This window comes from Burkholderia sp. Bp9099, from assembly GCF_003857805.1.
In the GTDB taxonomy this organism is placed as follows: domain Bacteria; phylum Pseudomonadota; class Gammaproteobacteria; order Burkholderiales; family Burkholderiaceae; genus Burkholderia.
The window spans coordinates 212,225-232,843 of record NZ_QTPU01000011.1 but is presented as its reverse complement, the minus strand read 5'-3'; the positions used below and the strand labels follow the sequence as shown (position 1 = coordinate 232,843).

The following is a 20,619-nucleotide window of genomic DNA, read 5'->3' as shown; positions in this document are numbered from 1 at the left end:
ATCCTCGACAAGGGAAAACCCTCATTTTTCTCTCATCGGTCGTCGTATTACTGTATCGATACACTAAATCGATACAGTTGCGCCTGGAGGCGCACTGCAAAGGAGACGGCCATGACTACCTTCACCCGGCGGCGCTTTCTGCAAACGGCGCCCGCCGCCACGCTCGCGGTCGCGGGTGGCCTGCCGGCGATCGGCCGCGCGGCGCAAACCGTGACGCTGCGCTGCTCGTCGTCGATGCCGGCCGACCAGAACGCCGCGCACTACGTGTGGTACGAGCGGCTTGCCGCGAACCTGAAGGCGAGCGTCGGCGATGCGATCCGGGTCGACTACTTTCCGAACAGCCAGCTCGGCAAGGAGAGCGACGTCGCGCAGCAGGTGAAGATCGGCGCGATCGACATGATGATCGCGGGGTCGTCGATCTGGGCCACGGTCGCGCCCGAGCTCGGCATGCTCGATCTCGGCTACCTGTTCGACAGCTATGCGCACGTCGCGAAGGTGCTCGACGGCCAGGTCGGCACCAGCCTGAACGCGCTGCTGCAAAAGCGCGCGGGCTGCTCGGTGCTGACGTGGGGCTCGCACTTCGGTGGACGCTGCGTGTTCACGAAGCAGCCGGTGACGGCGCTGCCGGGCGTGAAGGGCACGAAGCTGCGCGTGCTGCCGACGCCGGCGTTCATGGACACCTTCAAGGTGATGGGCGCGGTGCCGACGCCGATTCCGTTCGGCGAGCTGTACATGGCCGTGCAGACGGGCGTCGTCGACGGGCTCGAGCACGATCCGGCCACCGTGCTCGCGAGCCGCTTCGACGAGATCGTCAAGTCGTGCTGGCAATCGCACCACGTGTTCGCGGCGATGACCGTCGTGATGGGGCGGCGCGCGCTCGAGCGGATTCCGGCGAACCTGCGCCCGGCGTTCGACCGCGCGGTGGCCGATGCGACCGCGCAGCAGCGCGCGATCGCGACGCAGAAGGCCGCGCAGGCGGAGGCGGCGCTGAAGCAGCACGGGATGACGTTCCATCCGATGGCGGAGGCCGAGCGCGCCGCGCTGCGGCAGGCGATGCACGACCGCCTCTACGTGGCGTTCGCCAAGCAATATCCGGCCACCGCGCCGCTGTTTCCGGCGATCGCCGCGGCGCGGGGTTGAGCAATGGATACCGGTTCCGTTTCGAGCGTCGTGCCGGGCGCCGGCCCAGCCCGCCCCGCGCGCGCCGCCGTCCGCGCGCTGGCGGCGGCGATGCGCTGGATCGAATACGTGTCGGCCGCGGTGCTGGCCGTCGACGTGCTCGTCGTGTTCGTGTCGGTCGTGTTCCGCTATTTCCTGCACGACCCGGTCGACTGGGCCGAGGAGGTCGCGAGCGCGCTGATGATCGTGCTGGTGTTCTTCGGCGCGGCGACGGTGCTCGGCCGCAGCCAGCACGTCGGCATCGACCTGTTCCGCGGCTGGCTGCCGGCGCGCTGGCAGGGCGCGCTCGTGCAGATCGGGCACTGGATCGTCGCGGCGGTGTCGCTGAACCTGCTGGCGTCGTCGTGGCAGCTGCTCGGCGATTCGTACGACCAGTTGACGACCGGCGGCCTGCCGGGCTGGATCAACGTGTATCCGATGATGTTTGGCGCGCTGTTCATGAGCGTGTTCGCGCTCGCGAACGCGCTGAACGCGCCGCGCCGCCGCGTAATTGGCACGCTTGCGTGCTGCGCGGTGCTCGCGGGCGCCGTGTACGGCTGGAACGCGCTGCGGCCCGAGCATGCGATCGCGCCGGGGGCGCTGCTGATCGCCGGCTTCGTCGGCGGGCTCGTGCTGGGCGTGCCGATCGGCTTCGTGCTCGCGTTCTCGGCGCTGCTGTATTTCCTCGCCGACCCGACGCTGCCGTTGCAGGTCTACTCGCAGCAGGTGATGGCCGGCGCCGATCACTTCGTGCTGCTGGCGGTGCCGTTCTTCGTGCTGGCCGGCTTGCTGATGGAGTCGAACGGGATGTCCGCGCGGCTCGTCGAATTGCTGCTGCGGATCTTCGGGCGGGTGCGCGGCGGGCTCGGGTTGATCGTGATCCTTGCGACGGCGTGCTTTTCCGGCGTGTCGGGTTCGAAGCTGGCCGACATCGCGGCGGTGGGCGGCGTCGTGATGCCGGCCGTGCGCCGTGCGCGCCAGGACCCCGACGAAACCGCGGCGCTGCTCGCGTGCAGCGCGGTGATGGCCGAGACGATCCCGCCGTGCGTGAACATGATCATCATGGGCTTCGTCGCGAACATCTCGATCGCGGGGCTGTTCGTCGCGGGAATCGTGCCGGCGGCCGTGCTCGCCGCGTCGCTGGCGGTCGTGACCGTGATCTGCGGACGCCGGATCGACATCGACGCGGTGTTCGTCGAGCGCCGCGCGTGGCTGCCGCTCGCGGGCGGCGCGCTGGTCGCGCTGATCATGGTCGTGATGATCGGCAAGGGCGTGACGTCGGGTATCGCGACCTCGACGGAAGTGTCGGCCTTCGCGGTGGTCTATGCGTTGGTGATCGGCTGGACGGCGTTCCGCGAACTGACCTGGCGCTCGGTCGGCCGCGTGTTCGTGCGTGCGGCATCGATGGCGAGCGGCATCCTGTTCATCGTCGCGGCGGCGTCGAGCGTGTCGTTCGCGCTGTCGATCGAGCAGATTCCGGCGCTCGTCTCGGGCACAATGACCGCGTTTGCCCATCAGTACGGCTCGACGGCGTTCCTGTTGCTGGCGGCGCTCCTGATGATCGTGTTCGGCGCCGTGCTCGAAGGCGCGCCCGCGCTGATCATCTTCGGGCCGCTGCTCGCGCCGATCGCGCTGCAGCTCGGCATCAACCCGCTGCATTTCGGCACGGTCGTGGTGGTGGCGATGGGGCTCGGGTTGTTCGCGCCGCCCGTCGGCCTCGGGCTGTTCACGACCTGCGCGATCACGGGGACCGAGGTCGCGCGCGTCGCCCGGCCGATGGTGAAATACCTGCTGGTGCTGTTCGTTGCCCTCGTGGCGCTGATCTTCGCACCGGCGTTTTCGTTGTGGCTGCCGGCCCGTTTCGGCCTGTAGCCCGTTCAATGCAAGACGACATGAGTACGATTCAGGACGTGGCCCGTCATGCGGCCGTTTCGGTCAGCACGGTTTCGAACGTGCTCAACGGCCGCACCGACCAGATGAAGCCGGAGACGCTCGAGCGCGTGAAGGCGTCGATGGATGCGCTGCAGTACCGGCCGAGCACGCTCGCGCGCCAGCTCAAGACGGGGCAGACGCCGCTCGTCGGGTTGCTGGTGCCGTCGATGGCGAATCCGATGTACGGCTACATCGCGCGCGAGATCGAGGCTTGCGCGCAGGAGCAGTACGGTCATCGCGTGCTGATCGGCAACACGTACCGCGACGCGGGCAAGGAGGCGGCGTTCTTCGACGACCTGTTCGCGCACGGCGTGCGGCGCGTGATCGTGATCTCGTCGCTCGCCGACGAAAGCCACCTCGAACGCGCGGCCGAACGCGGGATGACGGTCGTCAGCTACGACCGCCGCGCGACGCCCGGCGAGCAATCGAAGGTCGATCACGTGACGGCCGACAACGAGGCGGCCGCGCGGCTCGCGACCGGCTGCCTCGTCGCCGCGGGCCATACGCGGCTCGCGTTCGCGACCGTGGCCGGCATCACCGTGAGCCGCAGCGACAAGATTCGCGGCTTTCTCGAAGTGGCGCGCGACGCAGGCGCCGATGCGCAAGTGCTCGAAGGCGGCCCGGCGAACGAATACGGCGACGCGGTGATCGTCGAGGTCGGGCGCGCGCTCGGCGCCGCGCTCGCGGCCGATCCGGCGCGGCCGACCGGCGTCGTCGCGGTCAACGACCTGTTCGCGCTCGGCCTGATGGCGGGGCTGCGCGACGGCGGACTGCGCGTGCCGGACGATGTGTCGGTCGTCGGGATGGACGGCCATTTCCTGTCGGCGATCTCGTGGCCGGCGCTGACCACGGTGCAGCTGCCCGTCACCGAGATGGCCGCGGAGATGGTGCGGCGCGTGATGCGGCACGACGGCGACCCGTCATCGGCGCCCGGGCAGTGCGTGTTCCCGGGCGTCACGCTGGTCGAGCGCGCGTCGGTTGGGCCGCGGCCGCGCGCGGTCGAATCGAACGGAGACAACGCATGACGCGCGTCTACGTGACCCATCCGTCGGGGATGTTCGATTACTACTTCGGCGCGAAGGCGCTGCGCGCGCTGCAGGCGCTCGCGGACGTCACGTGCAATCCGCTCGACCGGGAGCTCGGCACGGACGAGCTGATCGCCGCCGCGCAGGGGTGCGATGCGATCATCGCGTACCGGCAGACGCCGGCGCCACGCGCGCTGTTCGAGGGTCTGCCCGCGCTCGCCGCGTTCCTGCGCTGCGCGGTCGACATCCGTACCGTCGACGTCGACGCGGCGAGCGAGTTCGGCGTGCTGGTCACGCAGGCGAGCCCCGGGTTCGGGCCGGCCGTCGCGGAGTGGGTGATCGGCGCGATGATCGGCCTCGCGCGCGGGATCGGCGGCTACGCGGATGCGTACCACCGCGGCACGCCGCCGCTGCCGCGGATGGGCCGCGAATTGCGCGGCAGCACGCTGGGCGTGGTCGGTTATGGACAGATCGCGCGCCAGCTCGTGCCGATCGCGACGGCGTTCGGGATGCGCGTGCTCGTGTGCGACCCGTACGTGCGGGTCGACGCGCCGTCGATCGAACAGGTCGACCGCGCGACCTTGCTGCGCGACGCGGATTACGTCGTGTGCCTTGCGCCCGCGACGCCGGCCACCGCGAACCTGTTCGATGCGCGCGCGTTCGCCGCGATGAAGCCGGGCGCGTGCTTCGTCAATGCGTCGCGCGGCGAGTTGGTCGACGAGCAGGCGTTGGCCGACGCGCTCGACGGCGGCCGGCTGGCCGGTTGCGCGCTCGACGTCGGCCGCGCGGCGGACCAGATGCCGACGCCCGGACTCGCCGCGCATCCGCGCGTGATCGCCACGCCGCACATCGGCGGACTGACGCGACCGGCGGTCGAGCACCAGGCGCTGGAGACGGTCGACCAACTCGCCGCGCTGCTCGACGCACGCGTGCCGAACGGCGCGGTCAACGCCGCGCATGCGACGCGGCTTGAACGCTGGCGGTCGGCCGACGCGTCCGCCGCGCCGGGTGTGCGATGACGCGCGACGAAGGCGGCATGCGGCTGGCGCCGGTGTGCGATTGCCATATCCACATCTACGACGATGCATATCCGCTCGCGCCGACGGCGACGTTCCGCCCGCCGCATGCGCCGGTGGATGCGTATCGCCGCGTGCAACAGACGCTCGGCCTCGCGCGCGTGGTCGTCGTGCAACCGACCGGTTATGGCTTCGACAACCGCTGCACGCTCGATGCGCTGGCCGCGCTCGGCCCGCAGGCGCGCGGCGTCGCGACGGTGCCGGTCGACGTGCCGGATGCCGAACTCGAGCGGCTGCACGCGGCAGGCATCCGCGGCGTGCGGTTCATGACGCTGTCGGGCGGCGTCGCGCGATGGGACGAGCTCGAGCGGATGGCCGCGCGGATCGCGCCGCTCGGCTGGCACATCGATTTGCAGCTCGACGGCCGGACGCTGCCCGACGTCGAGCCGATGCTGGCGTCGTCGGCGGCGCGCGTCGTCATCGATCACACGGGCAAGTTCCTGACGCCGGTTGCACCGGATGCGCCGGCCTTCGTTGCGTTGCGGCGCCTGCTGGATCGCGGCCACGTGTGGGTGAAGCTGTCCGCGCCTTACGAGACCTCGCGATCCGGTGCGCCCGGTTACGACGATGTCGCACGCCTTGCCACCGTGCTCGCACGCGCGCATGCGGCGCGCTGCGTGTGGGGCAGCAACTGGCCGCACCCGAACGCGTCGCCGCTGCCCGACGATGCGCAACTCCTCGGCTGGTTGCACGCGTGCGCGGCGGACGCGGCGGTCGGTCGCGCGATACTCGTCGACAACCCGGCCGTGCTGTATGGGTTCGATGCGGACACCTCGATCGGCGCCGCGACGTAACGTGGTCGGCCGCGGGCCGAGCCTCGACGGCCATGCGGTCGACGCGTTCGTCCACGACTTTCCGGTGCGATAGGCGCTGCGTGAAGCGAAGAGGGTGAAGCGGGGAAGGTGTAGCAGCGGGAGTTGAAGCGCGGCGCGCGGCACGGCGGATCATTTTCGCCGTGCCGCGCGCCGCTTTACATCAGTGCGTGACCGACAGGAACAGGTACGCCGCGAACAGCGACAGATGCACGACGCCGTGCAGCACCGTCGTGCGTCCCTGGCTGAGCGTCAGCGTGCTGACGAGCAGCGTCAGCGACAGCAGCACGGTTTCCATCGCGCCGATGCCGAGCGTGAGCGGCTGGCCGACCCAGATGAACACGGCCGCGACGGTCGGGATCGTGAGCCCGATGCTCGCGAGCGCCGAACCGAGCGCGAGGTTCATGCTGGTCTGCAGGCGATTCGCCCGCGCGGCGGTGACGGCCGCGAGCCCTTCGGGCAGCAGCACCAGCGCGGCGATCACGATACCGACCGCCGCTTCCGGCGCGCCGAGCTTCATCACCGCATGCTCGACGGCGGGCGACAGCAGCTTCGCGAGCAGCACGACCGCGACGAGGCTCGCGAACAGCAGCACGAGGCTGATCAGCGCGGTGCGGCCGCTCGGGGGGGCCGCATGCACTGATTCGTTCGCGCTGTCGTGCTCGGTGAGGAAGTAGTCGCGGTGGCGCACGGTCTGCACGAATACGAATGCGCCGTACAGCACGAGCGACGACACGCCGGCGAACGCAAGCTGCGATTTCGAAAAGAACGGGCCCGGCGCGGCGTTCAGGTAGTTCGGCATCACGAGCGACAGCACCGACAGCGACGCGAGCACCGCGAGCGCCTTGCTCGCGCCGCGCCCCTGGAAATCCTGCTCGCCATGCTTCCACGCACCGACCAGCAGGCAGAGGCCGACGATGCCGTTGCAGATGATCATCACCGCGGCGAACACGGTATCGCGCGCGAGGCCCGATTTCTCGGGGCCGGCGCCGAGCATCACCGACACGATCAGCGCGACCTCGATGACGGTCACGGCGACCGCCAGCACGAGCGTGCCGAACGGCTCGCCGACGCGGTGCGCGACGACTTCGGCATGGTGGACGGCGGCGAACACGGCGCCGGCGAGGGCGGCGGCGAACACGGCGATGACGAGGCCTTCGGCCGGCACGACGCGCGACAGCGCGAGTACCAGCCAGGCGGCAAGCGGGGCCACGAGGGTCCAGCGCGGGAGCTGGTTGGACGAGAGCGGCATGGACGGTTTCCTATGCGAGTGGCGGCGCGCGAAGCGCCGTCACGGGTTGACGAAGCCCGGCCGGATGATCCGCCGAACGTGGACGATGATGCTGATGGGCGGCAACGCGGAGCCGTGCTGCCCTGGATTCGCCGCCGTGAAGCGGCGAGGGGCGCGGGCGGGCCGAAGCCCGTCGCTGGATGAAACGGTTCGATGCGACCGGGTGCCGAGGGCGGGGCGCGGGTACGTCACGACAGGCGGGTGGCGCGATTCCGACCCCGAAAGGACGGCAGGCGGTGGACGGCAGCGGCGTGACACGCGGTTTCCCCCTGAAATTCGGCGATTTGTCGAATTTTATCAGGCGTTCGGGGGACACTATCTCATAATCGGACTCTTTCATTGACCTTTCGGTTTCAAAAAAGTGCCCCGATCGTTCGATTTTTTGTTCTTGCGCTTTTCGTAACGGTCTCTTGCACGACAAATTCGGGCTCGCCCTGACATAAATCTACCGACCGGTCGGTTTATAATCGCTCGCACTTCCACTTCATGACGGATCGCAAGCGATGGCTGTTTCTTCTGCACATTCGGTGAATTCGAGCGCGCTGGCGCAGTCGGCGGTCGTCGGCGTGATCGGCGCGGGCGCGATGGGCGCGGGCATCGCGCAGGTGGCCGCGGCGGCCGGTCATGCGGTGCTGCTGTACGACCTGAACGAAGCCGCATGCGACAAGGCGCTGGCCGGCATCCGCGCGCAGTTCGCACGGCTCGCGGAAAAGGGCCGGATGGAACCGGCCCAGGCCGACGCGGCCGGCAGCCGGATTCGCGCGGTGCGCGCGCTGGCCGACTTCACGGGCGCCGCGCTGATCGTCGAGGCGGCGGCCGAGCGGCTCGACGTGAAGCGCGAGATCTTCGCGACGCTCGAACGCCATGTCGACGACAGCTGCGTGCTGGCGACCAACACGTCGTCGATCTCGATCACGTCGATCGCGGCCGGGCTGCGCGCGCCGCAGCGCGTGGCCGGCCTGCATTTCTTCAATCCGGCGCCGCTGATGGCGCTCGTCGAGGTGGTCAGCGGGCTCGCGACCGCGCCGGACGTCGCACAGGCGCTCTACGACACGGCCGCCGCGTGGGGCAAGCGGCCGGTGCTGGCGAAGTCGACGCCCGGCTTCATCGTGAACCGCGTCGCGCGGCCGTATTACGCTGAGGCGCTGCGCGTGCTGAACGAGCAGGGCGGCACGCCGGCCTCGATCGATGCGGTGATGCGCGACGCCGGCGGCTTCCGGATGGGGCCGTTCGAGCTGATGGACCTGATCGGCCACGACGTGAACTTCGCGGTGACCGAGTCGGTGTTCCGCGCGTACTTCAACGATCCGCGCTATACGCCGTCGCTGATCCAGCAGGAACTCGTGAACGCGGGCTTCCTCGGGCGCAAGTCGGGGCGCGGCTTCTATTCGTATGCGGACGGCGCGACGCCGCCCGCGCCCGCGTTCGAACCGCCGTGCGATGCGCCGGCCGACGTCGTGCTGTTCGCGCAGGACGGCCCGGCCGCCGCGCTGCATGCCCGCGTTGTCGAACGCATCGCGCTCGCGCGGCAGAACGGCGCGCATGCCGACGAACTGCTCGCCGTGGCCGGCCGCGCGTCGATCGCGCTGACCGACGGCCGCACCGCGACCGTGCGCGCCGCGCAAACCGGCGTGGCCGACCTCGTGCTCGTCGATCTCGCGCGCGATTACGCGCAGGCCGGGCTCGTCGCGCTGACGCGCGCGCTGCAGTGCAGCGACGCGGCCTATGCGGATGCGGTCGGGCTGTTCCAGCAAGCGGGTTTTCGCGTCGTCGGCATCGCCGACGTGCCGGGCATGGTCGCGATGCGCACCGTCGCGATGCTCGCGAACGAGGCGGCCGACACGGTGAACCAGGGCGTGTGCTCGCCCGCCGATCTCGATCTCGCGATGGAGAAGGGCGTGAACTACCCGTGCGGCCCGCTCGCGTGGGCCGATGCGATCGGCATCGGCCGCGTGTTTCGCGTGTTGTCGAACCTGGCGGCGAGCTACGGCGAGGACCGCTATCGCGTGTCGCCGCGCATCGCCGCGCTGCACGCGGCCGGCCGCACGTTCCGCTAGCCGCCGGCCCGTCACCCCGATCACGATAACGACATCACTCCACTGGAGGAGCACCCCGATGACTCACCCGACGCACCCCGCCGCCGCCCTCGAGCCGATCGAGACCGCCAGCCGCGACGAACTGCAGGCGCTGCAGCTCGAGCGCCTCAAGTGGTCGCTGCGCCACGCGTACGACAACGTCCCGCACTATCGCCGCACGTTCGACGCGGCGGGCGTGCATCCGGACGACCTGAAGACGCTCGCCGATCTCGCGAAATTCCCGTTCTCGACCAAGCACGACCTGCGCGACAACTACCCGTTCGGCCTCTTCGCGGTGCCGCGCGAGCAGGTCGTGCGCGTGCATGCGTCGAGCGGCACGACCGGCAAGCCGACCGTGGTCGGCTACACCGCGCGCGACATCGACACGTGGGCGAACGTGACCGCGCGTTCGATCCGCGCGGCCGGCGGCCGCCCGGGCGACACGCTGCACAACGCATTCGGCTACGGGCTCTTCACGGGCGGCCTCGGGATTCACTACGGCGCGGAGCGGCTCGGCTGCATGGTCGTGCCGATGTCGGGCGGGCAGACTGAAAAGCAGGTGCAGCTGATCCGCGATTTCGAGCCGAAGATCATTCTCGTCACGCCGTCGTACATGCTGAACCTGATCGACGAGATGGTGCGGCAGGGCATGGACCCGGCCGAGTCGTCGCTGAAGATCGGCATCTTCGGCGCGGAGCCGTGGACGCAGGCGCTGCGCGAGGAAGTGGAGACGCGCGTGGGCATCGACGCGCTCGACATCTACGGGCTGTCGGAAGTGATGGGCCCGGGCGTCGCGTGCGAATGCGTCGAGACGAAGGACGGCCCGGTGATCTGGGAAGACCATTTCTATCCGGAGATCATCGACCCCGTGACCGGCGAGGTGCTGCCGGACGGCAGCGAGGGCGAGCTCGTGTTCACGTCGCTGACGAAGGAGGCGATGCCGGTGATCCGCTACCGCACGCGCGACCTCACCGCGCTGCTGCCGCCGACCGCGCGCGCGATGCGCCGGCTCGCGAAGATCACGGGCCGCTCCGACGACATGCTGATCGTGCGCGGCGTGAACGTGTTCCCGAGCCAGATCGAGGAAATCGTCGTCGCGCAGACGAAGCTGTCGGGGCAGTTCCAGATCACGCTTTCGCGCGACGGCCACATGGACCGGCTCGATCTCGCGGTCGAGCTGCGCTCCGAGGCCGTCGCGTGCGTGACCGATGCCGAGCGCGCGGCGATCGCGCGCGAGCTGCAGCACCGGATCAAGACGATGATCGGCGTGTCGGCCGGCGTGACGGTGCTCGCCGCGGGCGGCATTCCCGCGAGCGCGACCGGCAAGGCCCGGCGGGTGATCGACCGCCGGCAGGCCGCCTGAGTTTCGCCGTTCCCTGTTTCTACCCCGAGGAAACCTGTTCGATGGATGGATTGAAAACCCTGGCCGTGGCCGTCGATGCGCGCGGCATCGCGACTGTCGCGCTGCAGCGCGGCGACGTGCTCAACGCGTTCGACGAGACGATGATCGCCGAGCTGACCGACGCGTTTACCACGCTCGGCCGGCGCGACGACGTGCGCGCGATCGTGCTGCGCTCGGACGGTCGCGCGTTCTGCGCGGGCGCCGACCTGCAGTGGATGCAGCGCGCGAGCGCGAACGACGCGGCCGCGAACCTGCGCGACGCCGAGCGGTTCGCCGCGATGATGCGCGCGATCCGGCAGTGCCCGAAGCCCACGGTCGCGCGCGTGCAGGGCCACGCGTTCGGCGGCGGCGTCGGCCTGTGCGCGGCCTGCGACATCGTGATCGCGAGCGATCACGCGCGCTTTTCGGTCAGCGAGGCCCGTTTCGGGATCCTGCCGTCGGTGATAGGCCCGTACCTGGTCGAGGCGGTCGGCCAGCGCCAGGCGCGCCGGCTCGCGCTGACCGCGACGCAACTCGCGGCCGCCGAAGCCGTCGCGATCGGGCTGATCCACCAGGCCGTGCCGCTCGACGCGCTCGACGCCGCACTCGACAAGACGCTCGCCGAGCTGAGCCGCAACGGCCCGAACGCGCTGATGGAGATCAAGCGCTTTTTCGACGCGATCGGCGAGTACCCGCCGTCGGACGAACGCGCGGCGTTCACCGCGCAGACGATCTCCCGCGTGCGGGCGACGCCGGAAGCGAAGGAGGGCTTCGCCGCGTTCTTCGCGAAGCGGCCGCCGGCCTGGGAGCCGGGCGCCGAATAAGGCGGCGGCGCGGCCCGCCGGGCCCGGGGCGCGATTTGCGTCTCGCGCGCGGGCGCTTGCTCTACAATGCGTGACCCCCGGCGCGCCGCCGGCCCAGCCCCGACCGCTTCTTCGCACCCGATGATCGTCAATCGCCTTATCTCCGAGATCCTGTTCGGCTTTACCGGCCTGATCGGCATCATCAATCCGATCGGCATCGCGTTCCTGTTTCTCGAACGCACCGAGGCGCTGACCGAGCACGAGCGCAACCTGCTCGCGAAGAAGGTGGCGTTCAACGCGTTCATCGTGTTGCTGGTCGCGTTCTTCGCCGGCACGCCGGTGCTGCATTTCTTCGGGATCTCGATGGAAGCGCTGCGGATCGGCGGCGGCTTCGCGGTCGCCGTCGCGGGCTGGCAGATGCTGAACGAGCCGGACGGGCCGGCGGGCGGCGGCGATACGCCGATCAAGCCGATCGATGCGAACGCGATCATGACCCGCGCGTTCTTCCCGCTGACCGTGCCGCTGACCGTCGGCCCCGGCTCGATCGCCACCGCGATCGCGCTGAACGCGAACCGCACGCACAAGCTGTCGGAATTCATGCTGTCGAGCATCGTGTCGATCTCGGTGTCGGCGCTCGTCGCGGTCGTGATCTGGCTGACCTACAGCCGTGCCGCGCTGCTCTCCCGCTATCTCGGCACCGAAGGCACCAAGGTCGCGAAGCGCGTGTCGGCATTCCTGCTGCTGTGCATCGGCGTGCAGATCATGCTGACCGGCTTCTCCGAATTCCTGCAGCCGCTCGCCGACCAGATCAAGTAAGCCGTTCGTCGTTCGCGAGTAATCCGTTCGTTCGTCGACGCGGCAACCGGCGCGGCGCCACGCCGCGCATTCTGATCATGGATGCTGCGTGGCGCGTTGGTGTGCGCCGTCGAAGCCTTGCTCGAGTGGGATCGGGCTGCGGTTCCGGCGCGTCGGCGTTCCTGGGCGACCCGGCCGCAGCAGGCCGTCGCGTCGACTACGCGTTCGCGCGCTGCGCGATACCATGCGACGTCTGGCCGATGCAGCGCACGGCGTTCGTACCCGGTGCACCGAACCGGGCCGCGCATCCGGCCGCAACCCCACTTCAATGACGAGGCGAGCGATGGAATACGTGAAATTCGGGTCGACCGGGATGGACGTGTCGAAGCTGGTGCTGGGCTGCATGACGTTCGGCGAGCCGTCGCGCGGCACGCACCCGTGGACGCTGCCGGAAGCGGAAAGCCGCCCGATCATCCAGCGCGCGATCGAGGCCGGCATCAACTTCTTCGATACCGCGAACATGTATTCGGACGGCACGTCCGAGGAGATCGTCGGCCGTGCGTTGCGCGACTTCGCGAAGCGCGACGACGTCGTGATCGCGACCAAGGTGTTCTACCGGATGCGCCCGGGGCCGAACGGCGCGGGCTTGTCGCGCAAGGCGATCATGACGGACATCGACCAGAGCCTGAAGCGGCTCGGCACCGACTACGTCGACCTGTACCAGATCCACCGCTGGGACCACGGCACGCCGATCGAGGAGACGCTCGAGGCGCTGCACGACGTCGTGAAAGCCGGCAAGGCGCGCTACATCGGCGCATCGTCGATGTTCGCGTGGCAGTTCGCGAAGGCGCTGTATACGTCGAAGCAGAACGGCTGGACCCGCTTCGTCAGCATGCAGAACCACCTGAACCTGCTGTATCGCGAGGAAGAACGGGAAATGCTGCCGCTGTGCGAGGCCGAAGGCATCGCGGTGATTCCGTGGAGCCCGCTCGCGCGCGGCCGGCTGACGCGCAACTGGGACGAGTCGTCCGGCCGGCAGCAGAGCGACGAGGTCGGTCAGCGGATGTACGACGCGACGGCCGGTGCCGATCGCGCGGTCGTCGAGGCCGTCGCGGCGATCGCTGCCGCGCGCAACGTGCCGCGTGCGCAGGTCGCGCTCGCGTGGGTCGCACATAAGCGCGGCGTCACCGCGCCGATCGTCGGCATCTCGAAGCCGCATCATCTGGACGATGCGCTCGGCGCGCTGCAGCTGAAGCTGACGGACGATGAAATCGCGACGCTCGAAGGCCCTTACGTGCCGCACGCGGTAGCCGGCTTCAACTGAGTTCGACCGCGCGAAACCGGCGGGATGCCGCCGCCGCGCACGGCGTTCAGCGTGCGGCGGCGAGCATCGGATAGGTGAACAGCGCGAAGTGGATCACGTTCAGCCCCGCATGCGCGAGCGCGGATGCGAGCAGTCCGCCGCGCCGCCATGCGAGGCCGTAGCCGATGCCGGCCACCGTGCCGAGCACGATCCAGGGCCAGCCGCCGGCCGCGTGCGCGGCGCCGAACAGCCCCGCGCCGATCGCGAGCGCGGCCCACGGCCCCCAGCCGAACCGGCCGAGCACGCGCGTGAGCCCGCCTTGCACGTAGCCGCGGAACAGCGCTTCCTCGGCGAGCGTGACGAGCAGCACATTGTTGACGAGCCACATCCAGCCCGACGCCGGCCATTTCGGCGCCCAGCCGACCATGCCGAACGCGAGCGCGCCGGCCAGGCAGGCCGCCGCCGTCGCGACGGCCGCCACGGCGCCGGTGCGCAGCGCGCGTGCCGGGGCGACGTCCGGCGCCACCCACGGCAGCACCCACAGCAGCCACAGGCCGACGAGCGGCTTGTCGAAATTCAGGTACATCGTGAACGGCACGGCATCCGGCGTGAAACGCGTCGGCTCAATCACGCGCGGATTGTGGAAGCCGGGAAGCAGGTGCAGGCTCAGCGCGATCGCGAGCGCGGCAAATACGACGTGCGCGACGATCCGCAGCACGAGCGGGCGGCCCGGCGCGACGCCCCAGGCGGCGGCCGCGAGCAGCGCGAGCGGCGCGAGCACGATCGGTTCGAGCTTGCCGAACGCCAGCGCGCCGGCATAGCCGAGCGCGGCAACGGCGATGCTCAGGCCGTGCAGCGGGCGCTGCCACGCGAACGCGGCGGCAGTGAACAGCGCGAGCCAGATCGTGGCACACGGGAGAAGCGAGAGAGACATGGGGCGATGCAGGGTCGGACGAAACGCCGCGCATCATACCCCAGCGTGACGGCCGCCGGGCCGGCCGCGCGGGGCGGACGGGGCGGGCGCTCAGCGGCCGGCGATCTCGGTGACGCCGTCGCGGGTCGGGATGTCGACGCTGTTGCGCTCGCGCATCCGCCGCCGGTACCAGAAGGTCCACAGCAGCAGCGTGCCGAACACCGTGTAGCCCATGATCGGCGACACGACGAGCACGCGCTCGACGGGCCAGGTGACGACCATCCACAGGCGCAGCAGCATCTCCAGCGTCATGCAGGCGCCCCACACGAAGGTCATCAGGCGCAGCATCTGGCGCAGCCCCGGCTGCTCGGCCCAGACCGTCTCGAAACGCGCGGCGCCGCCGGCCATCTCGCGGGCCACCGTCGCGCGCGCGAGATAGAAGATCAGCGGACGATCGCGGAACAACGACAGCAGGAACACGACGCCGATCGTGCCGGACGCGAGCGATTCGCGCATCAGCAGCGTGCGCGCGCTGCCGCCGAGCGCCATGCCGGCGATCGACAGCGCGATGCCGAGCAGCACGACGACGGCCACCGCATCGATGCGGCGCGAGCGGATGAATTCGACGACGGACCAGACGATGGGCGGAATCGCCGACGCGTACAGCGCGCCGGTTTCGCCGAAATACGGATGCGCGACCCGGTACGCGACCCAAGGCAGCATCAGGTTGACGAAGAGTTCGAGGATCAGACCGGCTCGTGGTTTCACGGAAGCGGGCGCGCGGGTGGCGCGCGGGGCGGTGATGTCGCTTCGAGTATATCGAAGTCCGACCCCGCGCGCCGCACCGGCGCGGTTGTGCACGCACCGAAAACGGGCGGAAACATGCGGCGGCCCGGGGCGGGGCCGCGCCCGGGATGCCCCGGGACCGTTCGGCGCCGCGTCCGGCCGCCGCGCGGCCGTCATCGTCCTGTCAACGGTTCGTCAGGCGGCCGCGGGCTGGACGATGATCTTCACGTTCCGGTCCTTGTGGTTGACCAACTCCTCGAAGCCGTGCGTGACGATGTCGCCGAGCGTGATCCGGCCGGTGATCAGCGGCTGCACGTCGATGCGGCCGTCCGCGATGAAGCGGATCACGTCCGCGAATTCGCCGTTGTACGCGAGCGAGCCGATCACTTCCTTCTCGGTCGACACGATGTCGAAGAAGTTGAACGACGTCGGCTCCTCGAAGATGCCGACCATCACCGACTTGCCGGCCTTGCGGATCACGTCGATCGCGAGCTGCGCGGTGGCCGTGTGCCCGATGCACTCGAACGACACGTCGGCGCCGTAGCCGCCCGTCAGCGCCTTGACTTCCGCGACAGCGTCGGACGCCTTCGGATCGATCACGAACGTCGCGCCGACCTCCAGCGCCTTCTGCTTGCGCGCGGCCGACATTTCCAGCGCGATCACGCGTCCGGCGCCCGCGGCCTTCGCGCACATGATCGTGCACAGGCCGATCGTGCCGGCACCGACCACGACGACGGTCTGGCCGACGATGTTGCCGGCCTTCTTCACCGCATGCAGCCCGACCGCGAGCGGCTCGATCAGCGCGCCGGCCTCCGTCGGGAAGTTGTCGGGCAGCTTGTACAGCAGCTCGGCCGGCACGTTCACGAATTCGGCGAACGCGCCGTTGTTCATCAGCCCGGTGAACGCGAGGTTCTCGCAGATGTTGTACAGCCCGTGCCGGCAATACCAGCAGGTGCCGCAATGCTGGCAGGCGTCGGCCGTCACGCGCTCGCCGACCGCGAAGCCCGTCACGCCGGCGCCGAGCGCCGCGATCTCGCCGCTGAACTCGTGGCCGAGGATGCACTGGCCCTTCAGGCCCGTCAGCGGATGCGGTGCGTCGACGGGAATGAACACGGGCCCGGCGACGTACTCGTGCAGGTCGGAGCCGCAGATCCCGCACCAGTGCACGCGGATCTGGACCCAGCCGGCCGGCGGATGCGCCGGAACGGGAACCTCTTCGACGCGGATGTCGTGGCGGCCATGCCAGACGGCGGCCTTCATGCTGGGAGCGGTGTTCGATGCCGGTGTACTCACGTTGCTGTCTCCGTCAGGTTGTCGTCGGACGCGCGACCCAGGGGGCCGGTTCGTCCGTCGCGCGATTGCGCGAGCGACCGACATGCAGGAACGGGGCCAGCTCGAATCGGCGCTCGGGTGGCGCAGGCGCCGGGCGGGCCGTGTGCGATGCAGCAGGCCGCGCTGCATCGACGTCAGCCGGGGCCGGGCGAGTCAAACGCGAAATTTGCTGCGATTGCGACGGGACGCGGCGGGTGAGACGCCGGGACATTCGTCTCAGCCGTTTGAGACGAAACGCGAGACGCGCGGTTCGGTCGTGGGCGTCGTAGCCGCGGTCGTTGCGGTCCATTGTGGCGATCAGCGAAACGCATCGTTGCGCATGTTTCCCCTTTACTTGAAGTTAACTTCAATTTGTATCATCTGCGGCAATGTCCGATCGCCATGCGTGCATGGCGGTTGCACCGGAGGCGGGGTGCATGACCGAATCGGTCGTTGCTGCCCTGCGAAGGGCCGAGCGCGGCTCGTCTCAATCTTCACGGAATGTCGTCAAGCATGCCAAACGTTATCGAATGCCTGATCTGCGAGTACGTGTCGTACCACATGCTGGTAGCCGAAGAGCGGGACGCGATGCCGTTACCGGCAGACGTCGGGATGGCGCGGCCACAGGAGCGTGCCGATCGCGCGCCGACTCCGGAGCCTGTCGCACCGGGCGTTTCACCGTTGCGGCCGCAACTGTTCGTGTCGGTTCTGGAAGCGGGCGACGACGGCTTGCTGGTGCGCTGGAGCGAAAGCGGGCGCTGCCATTACGGCGAGCAACGCTGGCGCTTGCGCGTCGCGTTGCAGGCGGGCCGCTGCGCGATCTCCGGGCAGGCGATCGAGCCGGGCGAACCGGTGTACCGGCCGGTGCGGCGGCCGGTGCCGGTCAACGGCGACGAGATGATCCACCCCGCGTCGGTGCCGCCTGCGGCTGGCGCCGCGTGTCGCGCGGCACCGGCCCGCGGCGAGGTGACGGATCCGGTCGATGCCCCGGGCTGAGCGACCGGTTGCACTCTCGCGTTACTTGAGATCCTTCCGGTACTGAATGAACCCCGCGTTGTTCGCGAGCTTGTCGTACAGCGCGCGGGCGGTCGTGTTGGTTTCGTGCGTGAGCCAGTACACGCGGCTTGCGCCGGCTTCGCGGGCCCGCTCGTACACGGCTTCGATCAGTGCGCCGCCCGCGCCTTGCCCGCGGGCGTCCGCCGCCGTGAACAGGTCCTGCAGATAGCAGTACGGCCCTTCGGTCCAGCACGAGCGGTGATAGATCGCGTGCACGATGCCGACCAGCGTACCCGACGCGTCGAAGGCGCCGAGCGCGAACATCGGTTCGGCGGGATCCATCAGGCGCGCCCATGTCGTCGCGAACACGGCGTCGCTCAGCGCGGTCTCGTAGAAAGTCTGGTAGCCCTGCCACAGCGGGCGCCACGCGGCTTCGTCGGCGGCCACGAGCGGCCGGACCGTGACGCGCGTCGCGTCGTTCGCGCGGCCGGCCGCGTCGCGCGCACGCGCCCGCGCGTGGCGGATCGCGACGAGCGTCTCGCGCTGCGTACCGCTGGCGTCGAAGTTCTCCGGCGCGAGCCAGGCTTCGAACGCGGCGCGCACGTCCGGCCATTCGCCGTCGACGATCGAGAACCATGCCGTGTCGCGATTGCGGCCCTTGTAGATGATCGCCTGCCGGAACGTGCCTTCGTAACGGAAGCCGAGCCGCGCGGCCGCCTTGCGCGACGGTTCGTTGAGGTCGTCGCACTTCCATTCGTAGCGCCGGTAGCCGAGCGTGTCGAACGCGTACTTCATCAGCAGGTACTGCGCTTCGGTCGAAATCGGCGTGCGCTTGAGTAGCGGCGAGAAGGTGACGGAACCGACCTCGATCACGCCGTTGGCCGGGTCGATGCGCATCAGCGCGAGCGTGCCGACGGCGCGGTTCGTCGCGCGGTCGATCACCGTGTAGTGCAGCGGATCGGCGCTGGCCGCCGCGCCGCGCGCGTAGTCGCGGTAGCTCGACTCGTCGGCGTACGGCCCGTGCGCGAGATAGGTCCAGTCGCTGCCGTCCGGCGCCTGCGCGTACGCGGCGTACAGGTCGGCGGCATGGCGGTCGACGTCGAGCGGTTCGAGGCGGCAGTAGCGGCCCTCGAGCACGATGCGCTCCGGGCGAGGGCGCGCGGACCAGTCGGGAACGGGGTGGCCGATGGGCTGCTGGAAGTCGTTGGTGAGCGTGGGCAAGGTCGATCTCGCTTCGGTTGGCGGCCGGCGACATGCCGGCATGCAGACGATCGTAGTCCCGGCGAGGTACCATGAGAAGCGCCAGCCGACAGCAAATTTATGGTGCCACGAAGGTGCTGCCGAGGTGCCACGAACGCGCCGCGCCGGTGCCACGCCGGCGCCGCGATCGGCGCGCCATGCACCGAGACTTCCACGCCGCGATATCCCGATGACGACTACCTTACCTTCCGGCGACGCACCGCTGTTGCCGCTCGACGCGCCGCTCGCGCGCACGGCCGGCGCGCCTTCGTTGCAGCGGCAACTGCTGCGCCGCGTGCGCGACGCGATTCTCGGCGGCGCGATGCCGGCCGGCACGCGGCTGCCCGGCACGCGCGCGCTGGCCGAGACGCTCGGCGTGTCGCGCAACACGACGGCGGCCGTCTACGAGCAGCTCGTCGCCGAAGGCTTCCTGCAATCCGATCGCCGCGGCACGCGCGTGGTCGGCCTGTCGCGGCCGGCCACGCCGCGCCGGCGGGTCGCACCGCCGGCCGTCGCGCAGCGGCTCGGCCGGATTCGCCCGAGCCTGATCGGCGCCGGCGAGTCGGAAGGCTTCCGGCCGGGCGTGCCCGCGCTGTCGCATTTCCCGGTGGATGCATGGCGGCATGCGATCGACCGCGCGCTGCGCCGCGCCGGCCGCGACCTGCTCGCGTATGGCGACCCGCTCGGCGAACGCGCGCTGCGCGAGTCGATCGCGCGCCACCTGGCCGTGACGCGCGGCGTGCGCTGCGATCCGGAGCAGATCGTGATCACCGAAGGCGCGCAGGGCGCGATCGCGCTGTGCGCGCAGTTGCTGACGAACCCCGGCGACACGGTCTGGGTCGAGGAGCCCGGCTATCGCGGTGCGCGCACCGCGATGCAGGCGGCCGATCTCGACGTCGTGCCGATGCCGGTCGACGCGGAGGGGCTGCGCGCGGCCGACACGGACTGGCGCGAACGGACGCCCCGGCTCGTCTACACCACGCCGTCGAACCAGTTCCCGACCGGCGCGGTGCTGTCGATCTCGCGCCGGCTCGCGCTCATCGACGCCGCACGCCGGCATCGCGCGTGGATCATCGAGGACGATTACGACAGCGAGTTTCGGCATACCGGCGAGCCGATCGGCGCGTTGCACGGGCTCGCGGCCGATTCGCCGGTCGTCTATCTCGGCTCGTTCAGCAAGACGATGTTTCCGGCCTTGCGGATCGGCTTTCTCGTGTTGCCCGACGCGCTGCTCGCCGCAGTGCGGCCAGCGTTGCCGGAGATGCTGCGCGGCGGCACGCGCCACGTGCAGCTCGCGCTCGCCGATTTCATCGAGACGGGGGAGTACGGGCGCCATCTCGGGCGGATGCGACGGCTGTATCGCGACCGGCGGCGCTCGCTGCTCGCCGCGCTGGACGACGCGTTCACCGTGCCGCATCAGGTCGAGGGCGGGCCGTGCGGGCTGCATCTGGCGTTGCGGCTGCCGGCCCGTTATCGCGACCGCGCGATCGTCGAAGCGGCGCGCGCGCACGGGATCGGGCCGTTCCCGCTGTCGGGGTTCTCGATCCACGCGACGTCGCCGGCCAACGGGCTCGTGCTCGGGTTCGGCAATACGTCGGCCGATGCGTTCGCGCCGATGCTGCGGACGCTGTCGACGATCGCGCATCGGGTCGCGGGCGAGTGAGGCGCAGTCGCATCGCCGCGAATTCACCGCAAATCCGCCGCAAATCGCCGGAAGGCGCAG

The 20,619-nt window shown here is 69.9% G+C and carries 17 protein-coding genes; 12 read left to right on the top strand and 5 right to left on the bottom strand.

Going from position 1 to position 20,619, the window contains the following annotated elements; all coding sequences use genetic code 11:
- Window positions 1–111: 111 nt before the first annotated feature.
- Genes DIE17_RS15080 through DIE17_RS15060 form a run of 5 tightly spaced genes read left to right on the top strand, consistent with a single transcriptional unit; the run spans window position 112 to window position 5,985 of the window.
- Window positions 112–1,140 (top strand): TRAP transporter substrate-binding protein, encoded by a 1,029-nt coding sequence (locus tag DIE17_RS15080; RefSeq protein WP_124522083.1) that lies wholly within the window; start codon window positions 112–114, stop codon window positions 1,138–1,140.
- Window positions 1,141–1,143: 3 nt separating this feature from the next.
- Complete coding sequence (locus DIE17_RS15075; RefSeq protein WP_124921075.1) at window positions 1,144–3,030, top strand: TRAP transporter large permease subunit; 1,887 nt, start codon at window positions 1,144–1,146, stop codon at window positions 3,028–3,030.
- 8 nt (window positions 3,031–3,038) lie between these two features.
- Window positions 3,039–4,115: a LacI family DNA-binding transcriptional regulator gene (locus DIE17_RS15070; RefSeq protein ID WP_124484617.1), complete on the top strand. Its 1,077-nt coding sequence runs from the start codon at window positions 3,039–3,041 to the stop codon at window positions 4,113–4,115.
- Complete coding sequence (locus DIE17_RS15065; protein WP_124921074.1) at window positions 4,112–5,134, top strand: D-isomer specific 2-hydroxyacid dehydrogenase family protein; 1,023 nt, start codon at window positions 4,112–4,114, stop codon at window positions 5,132–5,134. The genes DIE17_RS15070 and DIE17_RS15065 overlap by 4 nt, the downstream gene beginning before the upstream one ends.
- On the top strand, window positions 5,131–5,985 hold the full coding sequence (locus tag DIE17_RS15060; protein WP_124667940.1) for an amidohydrolase family protein: 855 nt from the start codon (window positions 5,131–5,133) through the stop codon (window positions 5,983–5,985). The genes DIE17_RS15065 and DIE17_RS15060 overlap by 4 nt, the downstream gene beginning before the upstream one ends.
- 181 nt (window positions 5,986–6,166) lie before the next feature.
- On the opposite strand, the gene DIE17_RS15055 is transcribed toward DIE17_RS15060, so the two are convergent.
- Window positions 6,167–7,255 carry a calcium:proton antiporter gene (locus DIE17_RS15055; protein ID WP_124484620.1) on the bottom strand — a complete coding sequence of 363 codons (1,089 nt, stop codon included), beginning with the start codon at window positions 7,253–7,255 and terminating at the stop codon, window positions 6,167–6,169.
- A gap of 542 nt (window positions 7,256–7,797) precedes the next feature.
- On the opposite strand from DIE17_RS15055, the gene DIE17_RS15050 reads away from it, so the two are divergent.
- The 5 genes from DIE17_RS15050 to DIE17_RS15030 all read left to right on the top strand — a co-directional run bounded on the left by DIE17_RS15050 (window position 7,798) and on the right by DIE17_RS15030 (window position 13,672).
- The gene (locus DIE17_RS15050; RefSeq protein WP_124921073.1) at window positions 7,798–9,351 is read left to right on the top strand and encodes a 3-hydroxyacyl-CoA dehydrogenase; all 1,554 of its coding nucleotides are present in this window, start codon (window positions 7,798–7,800) and stop codon (window positions 9,349–9,351) included.
- A 58-nt stretch (window positions 9,352–9,409) separates the two neighbouring features.
- Window positions 9,410–10,732, top strand: a complete 1,323-nt coding sequence (paaK, locus tag DIE17_RS15045; RefSeq protein WP_124667942.1) for a phenylacetate--CoA ligase PaaK — start codon at window positions 9,410–9,412, stop codon at window positions 10,730–10,732.
- A gap of 41 nt (window positions 10,733–10,773) precedes the next feature.
- On the top strand, window positions 10,774–11,574 hold the full coding sequence (locus DIE17_RS15040) for an enoyl-CoA hydratase-related protein (RefSeq protein ID WP_124522073.1): 801 nt from the start codon (window positions 10,774–10,776) through the stop codon (window positions 11,572–11,574).
- A gap of 120 nt (window positions 11,575–11,694) precedes the next feature.
- Window positions 11,695–12,369, top strand: coding sequence for a MarC family protein (locus tag DIE17_RS15035; protein ID WP_044843309.1), 675 nt, complete (start codon window positions 11,695–11,697; stop codon window positions 12,367–12,369).
- 322 nt (window positions 12,370–12,691) lie between these two features.
- Window positions 12,692–13,672: an aldo/keto reductase gene (locus DIE17_RS15030; RefSeq protein ID WP_124667943.1), complete on the top strand. Its 981-nt coding sequence runs from the start codon at window positions 12,692–12,694 to the stop codon at window positions 13,670–13,672.
- 46 nt (window positions 13,673–13,718) lie between these two features.
- Here the strand turns inward: DIE17_RS15030 and DIE17_RS15025 are convergent, their stop codons facing one another.
- The 3 genes from DIE17_RS15025 to DIE17_RS15015 all read right to left on the bottom strand — a co-directional run bounded on the left by DIE17_RS15025 (window position 13,719) and on the right by DIE17_RS15015 (window position 16,610).
- Complete coding sequence (locus tag DIE17_RS15025) at window positions 13,719–14,585, bottom strand: CPBP family intramembrane glutamic endopeptidase (RefSeq protein ID WP_124667944.1); 867 nt, start codon at window positions 14,583–14,585, stop codon at window positions 13,719–13,721.
- Between the two features lie 90 nt (window positions 14,586–14,675).
- The gene (locus DIE17_RS15020) at window positions 14,676–15,332 is read right to left on the bottom strand and encodes a VC0807 family protein (protein ID WP_124667945.1); all 657 of its coding nucleotides are present in this window, start codon (window positions 15,330–15,332) and stop codon (window positions 14,676–14,678) included.
- A 213-nt stretch (window positions 15,333–15,545) separates the two neighbouring features.
- A complete protein-coding gene (locus DIE17_RS15015; protein ID WP_124667946.1) occupies window positions 15,546–16,610 on the bottom strand; it encodes a 2,3-butanediol dehydrogenase in 1,065 nt (354 codons plus the stop codon).
- Between the two features lie 564 nt (window positions 16,611–17,174).
- Between DIE17_RS15015 and DIE17_RS15010 the strand changes: the two genes are divergently transcribed.
- A complete protein-coding gene (locus DIE17_RS15010) occupies window positions 17,175–17,657 on the top strand; it encodes a DUF3331 domain-containing protein (RefSeq protein WP_124667947.1) in 483 nt (160 codons plus the stop codon).
- A gap of 21 nt (window positions 17,658–17,678) precedes the next feature.
- Here the strand turns inward: DIE17_RS15010 and DIE17_RS15005 are convergent, their stop codons facing one another.
- On the bottom strand, window positions 17,679–18,878 hold the full coding sequence (locus tag DIE17_RS15005) for a GNAT family N-acetyltransferase (RefSeq protein ID WP_124667948.1): 1,200 nt from the start codon (window positions 18,876–18,878) through the stop codon (window positions 17,679–17,681).
- Between the two features lie 208 nt (window positions 18,879–19,086).
- Here DIE17_RS15005 and DIE17_RS15000 point away from each other — a divergent pair, with 208 nt between their 5' ends.
- Window positions 19,087–20,559 (top strand): PLP-dependent aminotransferase family protein, encoded by a 1,473-nt coding sequence (locus tag DIE17_RS15000; protein ID WP_124667949.1) that lies wholly within the window; start codon window positions 19,087–19,089, stop codon window positions 20,557–20,559.
- The last annotated feature ends 60 nt before the right edge of the window (window positions 20,560–20,619 follow it).

What these genes read in the sequence shown, in the direction of transcription:
- DIE17_RS15035 (WP_044843309.1), top strand. Translation starts at nt 11,695, where the DNA reads ATGATCGTCAATCGCCTTATCTCCGAGATCCTGTTCGGCTTTACCGGC.
- paaK (WP_124667942.1), top strand. Translation starts at nt 9,410, where the DNA reads ATGACTCACCCGACGCACCCCGCCGCCGCCCTCGAGCCGATCGAGACC.
- DIE17_RS15010 (WP_124667947.1), top strand. Translation starts at nt 17,175, where the DNA reads ATGCCAAACGTTATCGAATGCCTGATCTGCGAGTACGTGTCGTACCAC.
- DIE17_RS15015 (WP_124667946.1), bottom strand. Translation starts at nt 16,610, where the DNA reads ATGAAGGCCGCCGTCTGGCATGGCCGCCACGACATCCGCGTCGAAGAG.
- DIE17_RS15030 (WP_124667943.1), top strand. Translation starts at nt 12,692, where the DNA reads ATGGAATACGTGAAATTCGGGTCGACCGGGATGGACGTGTCGAAGCTG.
- DIE17_RS15000 (WP_124667949.1), top strand. Translation starts at nt 19,087, where the DNA reads ATGACGACTACCTTACCTTCCGGCGACGCACCGCTGTTGCCGCTCGAC.
- DIE17_RS15060 (WP_124667940.1), top strand. Translation starts at nt 5,131, where the DNA reads ATGACGCGCGACGAAGGCGGCATGCGGCTGGCGCCGGTGTGCGATTGC.
- DIE17_RS15025 (WP_124667944.1), bottom strand. Translation starts at nt 14,585, where the DNA reads ATGTCTCTCTCGCTTCTCCCGTGTGCCACGATCTGGCTCGCGCTGTTC.
- DIE17_RS15070 (WP_124484617.1), top strand. Translation starts at nt 3,039, where the DNA reads ATGCAAGACGACATGAGTACGATTCAGGACGTGGCCCGTCATGCGGCC.
- DIE17_RS15050 (WP_124921073.1), top strand. Translation starts at nt 7,798, where the DNA reads ATGGCTGTTTCTTCTGCACATTCGGTGAATTCGAGCGCGCTGGCGCAG.
- DIE17_RS15065 (WP_124921074.1), top strand. Translation starts at nt 4,112, where the DNA reads ATGACGCGCGTCTACGTGACCCATCCGTCGGGGATGTTCGATTACTAC.
- DIE17_RS15040 (WP_124522073.1), top strand. Translation starts at nt 10,774, where the DNA reads ATGGATGGATTGAAAACCCTGGCCGTGGCCGTCGATGCGCGCGGCATC.
- DIE17_RS15075 (WP_124921075.1), top strand. Translation starts at nt 1,144, where the DNA reads ATGGATACCGGTTCCGTTTCGAGCGTCGTGCCGGGCGCCGGCCCAGCC.
- DIE17_RS15080 (WP_124522083.1), top strand. Translation starts at nt 112, where the DNA reads ATGACTACCTTCACCCGGCGGCGCTTTCTGCAAACGGCGCCCGCCGCC.
- DIE17_RS15055 (WP_124484620.1), bottom strand. Translation starts at nt 7,255, where the DNA reads ATGCCGCTCTCGTCCAACCAGCTCCCGCGCTGGACCCTCGTGGCCCCG.